Annotated in this window: 15 protein-coding genes; 5 read left to right on the forward strand and 10 right to left on the reverse strand. The window is 73.2% G+C overall.

Annotated features, from left to right (window positions below):
- Positions 1 to 125: 125 nt before the first annotated feature.
- The gene (locus L2I40_RS10410; protein ID WP_237214838.1) at positions 126 to 1,112 is read right to left on the reverse strand and encodes a Bug family tripartite tricarboxylate transporter substrate binding protein; all 987 of its coding nucleotides are present in this window, start codon (positions 1,110 to 1,112) and stop codon (positions 126 to 128) included.
- A gap of 120 nt (positions 1,113 to 1,232) precedes the next feature.
- Between L2I40_RS10410 and L2I40_RS10415 the strand changes: the two genes are divergently transcribed.
- Genes L2I40_RS10415 through L2I40_RS10425 form a run of 3 tightly spaced genes read left to right on the forward strand, consistent with a single transcriptional unit; the run spans position 1,233 to position 3,880 of the window.
- Complete coding sequence (locus L2I40_RS10415; protein WP_237214839.1) at positions 1,233 to 2,276, forward strand: glycosyltransferase family 90 protein; 1,044 nt, start codon at positions 1,233 to 1,235, stop codon at positions 2,274 to 2,276.
- Positions 2,277 to 2,336: 60 nt separating this feature from the next.
- Positions 2,337 to 3,086 carry a maleate cis-trans isomerase family protein gene (locus L2I40_RS10420; protein WP_237214840.1) on the forward strand — a complete coding sequence of 250 codons (750 nt, stop codon included), beginning with the start codon at positions 2,337 to 2,339 and terminating at the stop codon, positions 3,084 to 3,086.
- Entirely contained in the window at positions 3,086 to 3,880 is a 795-nt protein-coding gene (locus L2I40_RS10425; RefSeq protein ID WP_237214841.1) for an alpha/beta fold hydrolase, read from the forward strand. The genes L2I40_RS10420 and L2I40_RS10425 overlap by 1 nt, the downstream gene beginning before the upstream one ends.
- A 133-nt stretch (positions 3,881 to 4,013) precedes the next feature.
- On the opposite strand, the gene L2I40_RS10430 is transcribed toward L2I40_RS10425, so the two are convergent.
- Both L2I40_RS10430 and L2I40_RS10435 read right to left on the reverse strand, forming a co-directional pair.
- Positions 4,014 to 4,979 (reverse strand): Bug family tripartite tricarboxylate transporter substrate binding protein, encoded by a 966-nt coding sequence (locus tag L2I40_RS10430; protein WP_237214842.1) that lies wholly within the window; start codon positions 4,977 to 4,979, stop codon positions 4,014 to 4,016.
- A complete protein-coding gene (locus L2I40_RS10435; protein ID WP_237214843.1) occupies positions 4,976 to 5,371 on the reverse strand; it encodes a RidA family protein in 396 nt (131 codons plus the stop codon). Before L2I40_RS10435 ends, L2I40_RS10430 begins: the two co-directional genes overlap by 4 nt.
- Positions 5,372 to 5,446: 75 nt before the next feature.
- Between L2I40_RS10435 and L2I40_RS10440 the strand changes: the two genes are divergently transcribed.
- Both L2I40_RS10440 and L2I40_RS10445 read left to right on the forward strand, forming a co-directional pair.
- Complete coding sequence (locus tag L2I40_RS10440) at positions 5,447 to 5,890, forward strand: CoA-binding protein (protein WP_237214844.1); 444 nt, start codon at positions 5,447 to 5,449, stop codon at positions 5,888 to 5,890.
- A 150-nt stretch (positions 5,891 to 6,040) separates the two neighbouring features.
- Positions 6,041 to 6,712, forward strand: a complete 672-nt coding sequence (locus tag L2I40_RS10445) for a DUF2076 domain-containing protein (RefSeq protein WP_237214845.1) — start codon at positions 6,041 to 6,043, stop codon at positions 6,710 to 6,712.
- Between the two features lie 35 nt (positions 6,713 to 6,747).
- Here the strand turns inward: L2I40_RS10445 and L2I40_RS10450 are convergent, their stop codons facing one another.
- The 7 genes from L2I40_RS10450 to L2I40_RS10480 all read right to left on the reverse strand — a co-directional run.
- The gene (locus tag L2I40_RS10450; RefSeq protein ID WP_237214846.1) at positions 6,748 to 8,343 is read right to left on the reverse strand and encodes a complex I subunit 5 family protein; all 1,596 of its coding nucleotides are present in this window, start codon (positions 8,341 to 8,343) and stop codon (positions 6,748 to 6,750) included.
- On the reverse strand, positions 8,340 to 9,818 hold the full coding sequence (locus L2I40_RS10455; RefSeq protein WP_237214847.1) for a complex I subunit 5 family protein: 1,479 nt from the start codon (positions 9,816 to 9,818) through the stop codon (positions 8,340 to 8,342). Before L2I40_RS10455 ends, L2I40_RS10450 begins: the two co-directional genes overlap by 4 nt.
- On the reverse strand, positions 9,815 to 10,159 hold the full coding sequence (locus L2I40_RS10460) for an NADH-quinone oxidoreductase subunit K (protein ID WP_237214848.1): 345 nt from the start codon (positions 10,157 to 10,159) through the stop codon (positions 9,815 to 9,817). Before L2I40_RS10460 ends, L2I40_RS10455 begins: the two co-directional genes overlap by 4 nt.
- A complete protein-coding gene (locus tag L2I40_RS10465; RefSeq protein ID WP_237214849.1) occupies positions 10,156 to 11,127 on the reverse strand; it encodes a hydrogenase subunit MbhD domain-containing protein in 972 nt (323 codons plus the stop codon). The genes L2I40_RS10460 and L2I40_RS10465 overlap by 4 nt, the downstream gene beginning before the upstream one ends.
- On the reverse strand, positions 11,124 to 11,411 hold the full coding sequence (locus tag L2I40_RS10470; RefSeq protein WP_237214850.1) for a cation:proton antiporter: 288 nt from the start codon (positions 11,409 to 11,411) through the stop codon (positions 11,124 to 11,126). The genes L2I40_RS10465 and L2I40_RS10470 overlap by 4 nt, the downstream gene beginning before the upstream one ends.
- Positions 11,408 to 11,671, reverse strand: a complete 264-nt coding sequence (locus L2I40_RS10475; RefSeq protein ID WP_237214851.1) for a monovalent cation/H+ antiporter complex subunit F — start codon at positions 11,669 to 11,671, stop codon at positions 11,408 to 11,410. Before L2I40_RS10475 ends, L2I40_RS10470 begins: the two co-directional genes overlap by 4 nt.
- Positions 11,668 to 12,190, reverse strand: a 523-nt coding sequence (locus L2I40_RS10480) for a Na+/H+ antiporter subunit E (protein WP_237214852.1), incomplete at its 5' end; no start/stop codon positions are given. The genes L2I40_RS10480 and L2I40_RS10475, both read right to left, overlap by 4 nt.

Genomic DNA, 12,190 nt, shown 5'->3' on the forward strand with positions numbered 1-12,190 from the left:
CAGTTTAGGGCCGATCGGGAGGGGGCCGTGGCCCCCTCCCGATCGGCACTGAAAAACAGATGGCGGGGTCCGGGGAGCCCCCGGCTCCCCGGCGGGGGCCCGGGGGCAGCGCCCCCGCGGCCACCCTACTCCGCCGTCGCGCCCACCGCCTGGATCACCACCCGCCAGCGCTCGCTTTCCTCGCTCATGAAGCGCGCGAAGTCGGCACGGCCCATCCGCCGCGGCAGCGACCCGCCGGCGATGATCCGCTCGCGTAGCGCGGGTTCCTCCATGATGGCGCCGAGTTCGCTCTCGAGCCGCGCCAGGATCGGCTCCGGCACGCCGGCCGGCGTGCAGAGCCCGAACCAGCCGGTCGAGACGATCTGGATGCCCTGCTCGTACATCGTCGGCGTGTCGGGGAAGGCCGGCGCGCGCTCCATCCCGCTGACCGCGATGGCGCGCATCCGCCCGGTCTGCGCCAGCTGCGCGACCGCCGAGATGGACTGGAACAGCATGTCGAGCCGGCCTTCCATCAGGTCGGTGTTCATCTGCCCGCCATTCGTATAGGGCAGGTGCTGCATCTGCAGGCCGGTGAGCACCTGGAACTGGCTGCCCGCTAGGTGCTGCGACGACCCGGCCCCGACCGAGCCGAAATTGATCGGCCGGTTCTGCGCCCGCGCCCAGGTGATGAATTCCTGCAGCGTGCGCGCCGGCAGGTTCGGCGGGATCACCACGATGTTCGGCACCTGCGCGATCATGCCGACGGCGGCAAAGTCGCGGTCCGGATCGAAGGGCAGGCTGCGGTAGAGCCACTTGTTCGCAGCATTCGCCGCGATCGAGGCAAGCCCGACCGTGTAGCCATCGGGCGCGGAACGCGCGACCGCCGCCATGCCGATGTTGGTGCCGGCACCGGGCCGGTTGTCCACCACCACCGGCTGGCCGAGCCGCGCCGAGAGACGGTCCGCCACCAGCCGCGACAGCACGTCGCCGGCGCCGCCGGCCGGGCCCGGGTTGATCCAGCGGATTGGCCGGTTCGGCCAGTCGCCGGTTGCCGGCGCCTGCGCCAGCGTCGGTCGCGCCAGCATGGCGCCGGCGAGGCCGAATACTGCGGCGCGGCGGTTCAGGACGGGCATCGTCGTCTCCCCTCGGTTGCGCGAAGGGTGGGGGAGCGCCGGCTGCCATGCAAGGCGGGCCCCACTTCACCTGATCTCGTCCCAGCCACACTCTGCAGGCGGGCGTGGACGGAGACGGGGATGGACGCCGCAGCTCCTGCAGCGCAGGCGCGATGGGGCGACCTGCTCGACATGCTGCGCGCCGTCAGGCCGGAGGAAGCGGGCACGCTGGACGGCCTCGACTTCGCCGGTTTCGAGTCGTCGCATTCGCCCTGCAACATCACGCTCCACAGCTCGGGCCAGGCGGCGCGCCTGGCCCTGTCCGCGTCGCAACGGCTGCTCGACTTCAAGGTCGCCCAGGCCGTCTCGGCACTCGGCCGGATCGCGCGCAGTCTCGCCTGCCTGCAGGCAGCACTGGAAGACGTCCTTGCCGAACACGCTGGCCCGGTCCGTCTTCCGCTCGGCCTCGACGACGACGGAGGGCAGCGGGGCCTCTGCTTCGACCGGCCCAAGGGCAGCGCGCGGCCGCTGATGCCCGATCTCTACCTGCTGCGGCACCTGCGCGACCGCGCGCCGATCGTCCCGCTGGACGTCGAGGGCTTTCCCGCGGCGCATGCGGCGCGGCGGCCCGTGCTGTTCTGGCGTGGTGTCTCGACCGGCCCTCGCATCCGGAGCCTTGCGGATCTCGAGGCCAACCCCAGGGTCCGCGCCTGTCTCGCCGCACGCGAGGCGCTCGGCGACCTGGTCGACATGCGTGTCGTCCAGCTCATCATCCCGTCGGAGCTGACCGCGGAGGCAGAGGCGTGGGCCAACGCGCGCGACCTGCTCGGGCCCCGCGTGCCTGCGCAGGCCTACGCGGCGAATCGGATGACGCTCGACCTGCCTGGCAACGCCGCCGCCTGGGGCACCTACGCGCGCTACCTAGAAGGCACGCTGGTGCTGCGCGTCGAGACCCGGCACGAGCTGATCTACCACGAGCGCCTGCTGCCGTGGGTCCATTACGTTCCCGTTGCGTCCGACCTGCACGACCTCGCGGAGCGCGTTCGCTGGGCGCTTGCGGAGCCGAAGCACGCGGCCGCCATCGCACATGCGGGACACGCCGCCATGGTGGCGATCCTGCGCGATGTGCCGGACCTCACTCGTGCTGCGCTGCGGCAGGCAATCGCGCATTACGCCACGGACTGACCGCCCTCTTCCGCCGCGCGCCACGTCTGGCAATGTGACGCCGACGCGATGGAGGCCGGCATGAACGCGGATGTGCTCGGGTGGCGCTGCAAGTTCGGGGTGATGGGCCCCTCCACCAACACGGTGGTGCAGCCGGATTTCGACATGATGCGGCCAGCGGGCGTGACCAACCACTACAGCCGCATCTTCACGCCGAACGCGGACGCCGTCTCCAACGAGACCTTCCGGGCGGGCGCCGAGCTGATCGGGCGCAACACGCTGGACGCGGTGCGCAGCGTCATGACCTGCAAGCCGAACCACCTCGTGATGGGCATGTCGGCCGTCACTTTCTTCGACGGCGCCAAGGGTGCCGACCGCTTCGTGAAGGAGGTGGAGGAGCTGTCGGGCCTGAAGATCAGCGTCGGCAGCCATGCCTGCACGGCCGCACTCAACGCGTATGGCGGCGTGAAGCGACTCGCGGTGCTGTCGCCTTACTGGCCGGCGATGAACACCGAGGTGGCGCGCTACTTCGGCGACATGGGCTTCAGCGTGGTGCGCGACGTCGCGCTGAAGCGCACCAGCTGGACCGCGATCGCCGAGACGACGCCGGCCGAATGCGTCGCCGCGCTGAAGCAGCTCGACGGCGACGACGTGGACGCGATCGTGCAGGTCGGCACCAACCTCTCCATGGTGAAGCTGGCCGCCATGGCCGAGATGTGGCTCGGCAAGCCGGTGATCGCGATCAACACCGCGACCTACTGGCACGCGCTCCGCGCGCGCGGCATCGAGGACAAGGTCGCCGGCTGCGGCACGCTGCTCGAGCGGTTCTGATGCTACTCCGCCGCGAGGGGCGCCGCATCCATTGCGACCTGCTCGGCGAGCGCGGCCGGCGCTTCGTCTGCCTCGTCCACGCGCTCGCGGCCGATTCCGGGCTCTGGGCGGAGCAGGTCCCGCCGCTGCTATCCGCCGGATTCGGCGTGCTGCGCGTCGATCTGCGCGGCCATGGCGGCAGCTACGCGACGCCCGGGCCCTATGCGATGGAGGATCTCGGCGCCGACCTCGCGCATGTGCTGCGCGCGCTCGACCTCGGGCCGGTGGATTATGTCGGGCTGTCGCTCGGCGGCATGGCCGGGCAGGCGCTCGCGCTCGATCATCCCGGGCTGCTGCGCTCTGTCGTGATCTGCGACGCGCTGCCGGAGCGGCTGCCGAACGCGGACGGCGTCTGGGGCCCGCGTATCCGCGCCGTGCGCGATGCCGGCACCTGCGAGGTCATCGCCGATGCCACGATGGAGCGCTGGCTGACGCCGGCCTTCAAGACGGCGAAGCCGGCGCGATGGCGCGAGATCCGCGACACCGTCGCCGCCACCAGCGCCGAGGGCTATGCCGGCTGCGCCGAGGCGATCAGCCGCTTCAGCTTCGTCGCGCGCCTGCCCTCTCTCGCCATGCCCGCATTGGTGCTGTGCGGCGAGCATGACGAGGCGGTGCCGCCGGCAGAGGGACGCCGGATCGCCGCCCTCGTACCGGACGGCCGCTTCCACGCCATCCCCGGCGCGCGCCACCTGCCGAATGTCGAGCGGCCGGACATCTTCAACGACCTGCTGCTCGGCTGGCTCGCGCACCGGTAGGCGGCGGCCCGGCGAGCGATCTCCGCCCCCCGGTGCCCTGCCGCGGCTTTGCCGCGGCAGGATGAGCCACACTGACAGGAACAAGAGCCAAGCCGGGGTCCCCGCGAAGCCGCGAAGCGGTTTCGTGGGGAACTCAATCCGCCGTCGCGCCGCTCGCCCGCACGATCGGCGCCCAGCGCGCGATCTCGGCGCGGATGAAGGCGCCGAACTCGGCCGGACCGCCGTCCAGGATCTGCATCCCCTGCCCGGCCAGCCGCTCCGCCACCGCCGCAACGCCGAGCGCCTCGCGCGTCACCGCGTTGAGACGCGCGATCACCGCATCCGGTGTGCGCGCCGGGGCGGCGAGACCGAACCAGGCGGTGACGTCGAAGCCGGGCAGGCCGAGCTCCGCCAGCGGCTTCAACTCCGGCCAGTTCGGCATCGCGCGAAGGCCCGACAGGCCGATGGCGCGCAGCCGCCCGCCCTGCACCTGCCCGAGCGCCACCGGCACCGAGGCGAAGGTCATTTCGGTCTGCCGTCCCAGCACCGCATTGACGCTCTCCGGCGCCGAGCGGAAGGGCACATGCGTCAGCCGCGTGCCGGTCATCTGCTCGAGCACGGCGCCGCCCAGATGCTGCGACGTGCCCGAGCCGCCGGAGCTATAGGTCAGCTCGCCCGGCCGCGCGCGCGCCGCCGCGACGATGTCCTGCACGCTGCGGTACGGGCTGTCGGGATGAACCACGAGCACGTTCGGGCTGGTCGCGACCAGCGTCACCGGCGCGAAATCGCCGACCGGATCGAAGGGCAGGCTGCGGTAGAGCGCCGGGTTGATGCCATGCGTGCTGACGGTGGCCATCAGCAGCGTGTGGCCGTCGGGATCGGCGCGCTTCACCGCCTCGGCTGCGATGTTGCCGCCCGCACCGGGGCGGTTCTCCGCCACCACCGGCTGGCCGAGCCGGCGGCCCATCTCGTCGGCCAGCGCGCGCGTCAGGATGTCGGCGGCCGATCCGGCGCCGATCGTCACCACGATGCGGACAGGCCGAGTCGGAAAGCCCTGCGCCCAGGCGGCCGAGGGGAGCGCGAGCGCCCCGCCGGCAAGCAGGAGCGACCGGCGCCTCATGGCACCACCGCCACGCCCTGGATCTCCACCAGGATGCCCGGCCGCGCGAAGCCGGCCACCGTGATCAGCGCGCTGCAGGGGAACTTGCCGTCCGGGAAGGCCTCCTTGCGGAGATCCACCAGCCGGTCCCCATGCCGCGGATCCAGAATGAAGGTCGTGCTGTAGACGAGGTTCGCGAGGCTGCCGCCCGCGCGGCGCAGCGTGCGGTCCATCAGCGCGTAGCAGGTGCGCACCTGCTCATCGAATTTCCAGGCGATGTCGTTGCCGTCGAGGTCGGTCGTGGTCGTCTGGCCCGAGAGCCAGACCGTCCGCCCACCCTCGGTCACGATGGCCGGCGAGAAGGCGCGCGACTGCTGGAACGCGCCCCCCTCAAGATGCGTCACGCTGACCATGCTTGTCCCTCCGTATGCCCGCAGGCTGGCCGGCGGCTGGCGCAGCTGTCAAACCCGCGCAGGGGAGGGACGGGCATGACCACCGACGCCGAGATCCGCGGCCTGCTGCTCGCGACGCGCCGCATCGCCGTGGTCGGCGCCTCCGACCGACCGCACCGACCGAGCCACGGCGTCTTCGGCTTCCTCCTGGACCGCGGCTACGACGCCGTGCCGGTGAACCCGACGCTGACCGGACGAGAGATCCATGGCCGCGCGGTGCTGGCCCGATTGGAGGACTCGGCGCCGCTCGACATGGTGGACGTGTTCCGCCGCGCATCCGAAGCCGGGGCGGTGGTCGACGAGGCGATCCGGCTCGGCGCGCGCAGCGTCTGGCTGCAACTCGGCGTGGTGGACGAGGCGGCGGCGGAGAGGGCGCGAAAGGCCGGGCTGGTCGTCGTGATGGACCGCTGCCCGGTGATCGAGTGGCGACGGCTCGGCCTGCCTGCGCGCGTCACCGACGGTCACACGCCCGCCGCTTGAAAAGCTTCCCCCCATGGGCCACGTTCCGGCCCATGAATTGCCGGTAAGGTTTCGCGGGCGTCTTGCCGGTCCCCCATCCCGCGGCCCGGCTCGGGCGGACACACCGGCTCGGGCGGATACATCTGGCAGAGAGAGGACATCGAGAGGACCATGACGGACGAGGAACGCCGGATCATCACCGCCTTCGTGGAGCGGGTGAGCGGCGCGAACGGCGCCCGCCCGGCCTCGCCCTGGGGCGCGCTCGGCGGCCAGCAGGCGCAGCAGCCGCTGCCGCCGCTGGACCCGGAGGCCGATCGCCTGATCGCCGACCTGATGGCGCGGCACCCGGAGGCCCGCTACCGGCTCACCCAGATGGCCTTCGTGCAGGAGGCCGCGCTGGTCGAGATGCAGAACCGCATCCAGCAGCTGGAATGGGAGGCCGAGAACGCCAACCGCCAAGCGCAGGCGGCGCAGAGCCGCACCGGCCTCAGCGGCCTGTTCGGCGGCGGCTCCCGCCCCGCGCCGATGCCGCCGCGGCCGCAGCCGCAGTATCCGCCGGGCTACAACCCGGGGATGATGCAGCGTGGCGGCCCGGGCTTCCTGGGCACCGCGATGATGACCGCAGCCGGGGTGGCCGGCGGCCTCCTCCTTGGCAACGCGATCATGGGCGCGCTGGGTGGCGGTTCCGCGCAGGCGGCGACGTCGGGCGCCTTCGGCCAGGACGCGGTGCCGGCCTCCACCGACTATGCGGGCGGCCAGGATGCGGCGGCCTATGACCAGGGCTACGGCGCCGACGATGCCGGCGCCTATGACGACGGCGGCGGCTACGACGAGGAGATCTGATCCTCCGGCTTCCGCGCGGCACCGCCGCGCGGGAGTCAGCCTGCCATCGCGGCCAGCAGGCCGAGCACCACGGCCAGCAGCGACAGCCCGGCCGCCGGCCACGGCCTGAACATCGTCTCGAAGCGCAGCACGGCGCGCCCCAGCGCCTCGCGCGGGGCGGCGCCCCGTCGCGCCAGCACCAGCACATCGCCCTCCGGCAGCTCCGGCACGCGGTCCGCCCAGCGCCGCCACGGCCAGGCGAGCGCCGCGCCCAGCAGCACCGGCGCCACCGCCTCGAGGCTCCACATCTTGCCGACATCCGCGCCGACCCAGGGCAGCAGCAGCCACGGCACCACCAGCGCCGCGACGCCAAGGCCGAGCCACGGTCCGAGAAGCCCGGGCGTCGCGCGTCCGTCCGGCGCCTCCGCCGCGGCGTCCATCATACGCCGCACGAAATGCAGCATCAGCAGCGTCGAGCCGAAGGCCGACAGCGCGGCGCACAAGGCGACGAGGTCGGCGCCAAGCTCGTCCTTCACCGCCGCCTTGGCCAGCGCGCCGCCGGTGGGCGGCAGGCCGCCGAAGCCCAGTGCCAGCAGCAGCGCCAGCGGCAGCACCCAGCGCCGCGCCCCGCGCCCCGTCGCCAGCGCCACGCCGACGCCGAGGAACAGCGCGCCCTTCGCCAGCATGTGATGCAGTGCGTAGAAGGCCGCGTGCAGGCCGCTCGCTCCGATGTCGAGCACGATGCCCATGCCGATCACCGCGCCGATCACGCCCATCTGGCTGACAGTCGAATAAGCCAGCACGGTCTTCGGGTTGCGCTGCGCGAGCCCGGCGACGACGCCCCAATAGGCCGTGAGGAAGCCGAACACGGCGAGCGCGCTGCCCCAGCCGGCGGGCGCGCCCTCCTCCGGCAGGAAGCGGACCAGCCCGATCACGCCCGCCTTCACGATCGCGCCGCTCAGCACGGCCGAAGCCGGCATTGGCGCCGCGGGATGCGCGACCGGCAGCCAGACATGCAGCGGCACCAGTCCCATCTTGAGGCCGAAGCCGAGGACGAGGAGCAGCGCGGTGACATGGCCGCCCGGGCTGGTCGCGAGCGGCGGCACGACATCGGCGATCGCGATGGAATCGCCAAGCGCGCCCACGGCCAGCAGCGCGAAGGCGAAGAGCAGCGCGATCTCGCCCAGCACCGCGAGGAGCAGGTAGAGCGCGCCAGCGCGGAACGCCGCGACCGTGCCGTCCTGCACCACGAGGCCGAAGCCCGCGAGGCTCGCCACCGCGAAGGCGAGGTAGAAGCTGCCGAGGTCGCCGGCGATGAAGACGCCGAGGCTGCCGGACTGAGTCAGCAGCCACCAGGCGGCGAAGCGCGGCTGGTGCCCGAGATAGGCGCGTGCATAGAGCCCGGCCGCGCCCCACAACACCGCCGCGCCGCCCAGCAGCAGCGCGCCGGGCAGGTCGAGCAGCAGCGTCAGCCGGAGACCGCCCGCTTCCGCGACCAGCGGCGGCACCTGGCCGACCAGGAGCGCGACCAGCAGCGCCGGGACCGGCGCCGCCCAAAGCACCCCCCCGACCCGCGCGCGGGCACCGGGCCAGGCCAGCGCCAGGCACATCGCCAGCGGCACCAGCGGCACGAGGGGCAGCAGCAGGCTCATGGCGCGCCCACGCGGACCAGGCCCAGGGCATAGAGCGGCAGCACGCCGAGCAGCATCGAGGCGACGGCGAGCGCCAGCACGCACAGCTCCTGCGGCCGCGGCACCGCCCGCGCGACGCAGCCCGGCGCCGGCGGCGCCAGCGCGGCGGCGACAATGCGATAGACATAGCCGCCGGTCAGCAGCCCGCCCGTCAGGATCACCAGCGACCACCACCATTGCCCGGTCTCGACCGAGGCGCGCAGCAGCAGCCACTTCGCGGTGAAGCCGCCGCTCGGCGGCAGCCCCATCAGCGAGAGTCCGCCGAGCGCGAAGGCGATGACCGTGATCGGCATGACGCGCGCGGCACCGCCGAGCGAGGTCACGCGGTCATGGCCGAGCGAGACGGCGATCAGCCCGGCAGCGAGGAACATCGCGGACTTGGCCAGGGCATGGGAGACGGCCTGCAGGACGCCGCCGAGCCAGGCGCGCGACGCCGCGTCGGCATCGGCCGCGGCGAGCAGCGGGAACATCAGGAACAGGTAGCCCATCTGCGCGACGGTCGAGTAGGCGACCAGAAGCTTCAGCCGCTCCTGCCGCAACGCGACGACGCTGCCGATGACGATCGCCGTCGCGCCGAGCGCCGCGAGCACCGTGCCGCCACCGAGGACTACCGGCGCGGGCAGCACCCAGAACCACAGCCGCAGCAGCAGCACGAAGGCGCCCTTCACGACCAGGCCCGAGAGGAGCGCGGAGGCGGCGGCAGGCGCGCCGGCATGCGCCGGCGGCAGCCAGAAATGCAGCGGGAACAGCGCCATCTTCGCGATCAGGCCCGCCGTCATCAGCGCACCCGCGACCATCGTCGGCGCATCCGCGCGCGTCCGCCCCGCGAGCAGCGCGATGTCGAGCGTCCCGTAGGCGCCGTAGAGCAGGCCTGCGCCGAGCAGGTACAGCACCGAGCCGATCAGCGCGAAGAGCAGGTAGCGCAGCTCCGACTTGAACTGGCTCGGCTTGCCGTCGAGGCAGGCCAGCGCCAGCGCGGTGAAGGTCAGCATCTCCAGCGCGACGAAAAGGTTGAACAGGTCGCCGCCCAGGAAGGCCGCGGCGAGGGCGGCAGCAAGCGCCGGCAGGAAGCACCAGAAGGCGTAGGCGGCCCGCGTCTCCGCCGCGCCACGCGGCGTGTCGTAGGCACCCTGTCCGAACAGCGCGACGGCCAGCAGCACGACCGCGCCGGTCAGCAGCATCGCCGCGGCGAGGCCATCGGCGCGCAGCGCCATCCCGAGCGGCGGCTGCCAGCCGCCGATCACATAGGCCAGCGGCGCCCCGCTGGCCTGCACCTGCAGCGCGACGGCGAGCGCGATCGCCAGCCAGATCGCCAGCGCGCCGAGCGCGATGCGCTGCGCGTGGCGGCCGCCGGCGACGAAGCCGAGCAGCATGGCGCCGGCCGGCAGCGTCAGCGCCAGCACCAGCAGCCATCCGCCCGGCGTGGTCGCCGTCACGGCTCCGATGCCGGATCGGGCGCCGCGCCGGACGGCGGATCTTCGGCGACCGTGGCGGCGCCGGTGATCTGGTGGAGGCGCAGCGTCAGCACCAGGGCGAGCGCGGTGGCGGCGAAGGCGACGACGAGCCCGGTGATGACCATCGCCTGCGGCACCGGATCGGCCGCGAGCCCCGCCGCGGCACCGCGGCGCGCCACCACGCCGAACAGCAGGAAGACGCCGGCGCCGAGCAGGTTGAAGGCGATGATCTTCCGGAGCACCTCGGCCTGCGCGACCACCCCGTAAAGGCCGATCGCGACGAGGCCGCAGGCGGCGAGCGCCAGGATGTCGGTCCCGCTCATCGGCGATCCGCTGCCATGGATTCAGGCGGCAAGCGCCGCTCCGGCGGGCCGGCGATGAGGCAGGCGAGCGCGGCCGCGACGGACAGCGTCATCGCCGCCTCGATCAGCAGGATCAGCGGCTTGGCGAAGGAGGGCGGATAGGAGAGGAAGCCGTCGGCGACGGCGAAGCCTGCGAGCCCGACGCAGAGGAAGGTCAGGGGGCCCGCGGCGATCATCAGCCGCAGGCGCCAGTCGGTGATGGAAGGCGGCCGCGCCAGCCCGGCGATCCAGGGCAGAATCCACATCGCCGCGAGGATGGTGCCGCCCTGGAACTTGCCGCCCGGCGCATCGGCGCCGACCCAGGCGATGTAGATGCCGACCACGATGCCGACCGGCGGAAGCACCCTCGCGAGCAGCGACAGCGGCCCGGACTCCTCGCGCCGGAACACCGGGCCCGGCGCGCCGCCCCAGCGGTGATCGGCCGCCATGGACCACACCGCCAGCACCGCGAAGACCAGCACGACGGACTCGAGCAGGGTGTCCAGCCCGCGATGCGCCATGAGGACGGCGGAGACGGGATTGCCGAGGCCGAGGGGCGCGCTGCCGGCCAGCGCCGCCTCCGCCAGGCTCGGCGCGGGATCTGGCAGGTTCAGCACAGCAAGGGCGAGCACCCCGCCGACCGCAACGGCCAGCAGCGCGGCCAGCGCCCGTTGCGCCCGGCTCGGCGTGGCGGCGGAGATCTCGGCCGTCCCGCCGCGCAGCCGCGCGACGACGTAGAGGATGATCACGCCGGTAGCGCCGGCGCCGATCGCCGCCTCGGTCAGCGCGACGTCGACGGCGCCTAGCCGCACCCAGACGAGGCTGAGCAGCAGGCCGGTCGCGACGAACCCGATGACGGCTGCGAACTGCGTGCGCGCCGCCAGCGTCCAGGCGGCGGTGCCGAGCACGGCCAGCGCCATCATCAGGTCGAACAGCAGGCCGGCGGTCACCGCTCGTCCTTCGCCGCGGCGGCGCCGATCAACTGCGCCGCGGTGGCGCCGCCGACCAGCACGAGCGCCCAGATCAGCACGAGCTTGAGCGCCACGCCGGCCCCGGACGCCAGCGGCAGCAGGCCGAGCACGATCAGGCCGAGGCCGAGATTGTCCGCCTTGGTCAGCGCATGCACCCGGCTCAGCGTATCGGGGAAGCGGATCAGGCCCACCGTGCCGGCCAGGAAGAAGAAGGCGCCGGCGAGGACACAGACGGCGCTGAAGATACCGATGACGACGCTCATCGCGACCCGACCAGCCGCGCCGCCATGACGAAGGCGACGGAGGTGAAGGCGCCGAGCAGCGCGAGCAGCAGCGCGACATCCACGATCGCTTCGATCCCGTAGGCGGCCGCGACAAGCAGCAGCGCCGCGATGCCGCCGGTGCAGAGCAACTGCGCCGCCATGAGGCGATCCGCCCGCTGCGGCCCGCGCAGCACGCGCCACAGCCCCGCCAGGACCGTCAGCAACACGAGGGCCGCGGCGAGGAGCAGCAGCTGCGTCATCGCGTCGCATCCTCCGCGACGCCCATCTCCCGCTGCATCGCGGCGAGCGCGACGTCGTGCCGCTCCCGCGTGTCGAGCACATGCAGCGAGAGCACGCCGCCCCCGCCCGCGAGCGGCAGGGCGCCCGGCGCGAGGCTGGCGAGCAGGCGGAAGCCGTCCTGCACCGGCCCGGGCGGCAGTTGCAGCGGCACCAGGACGATGCCGGGCGAAAGCCGCATGTCGCGCGACAGCGCGCGCCGCGCGACATCCCAGCCCGCCAGCGCGCTCTCCCGCAGGACGCGGAGCGCGACCCGCCCCAGCCCGGCCCGGGAGACGCCCAGCTGTCCGGGCGGGAGCAGGCGGAGGCTCGCCCGGGCGCCGAGCGCCGCGGCCAGCAGCCCGAAGCCCAGGCCGAGCGGATCCGTCCCGGCGAGCACGAGCCAGAGCGCGAACAGGGCGGCGCCGCGCGCCAGGGCGGCCTTCGGAGCAGCGACGGGAGGCGGCGGGGACGCGGCTTGCTCCGCGGCACCATAAGATCGG

It is taken from the genome of Falsiroseomonas oryziterrae (genome assembly GCF_021864505.1).
Classification (GTDB): Bacteria; Pseudomonadota; Alphaproteobacteria; order Acetobacterales; family Acetobacteraceae; genus Falsiroseomonas; species Falsiroseomonas oryziterrae.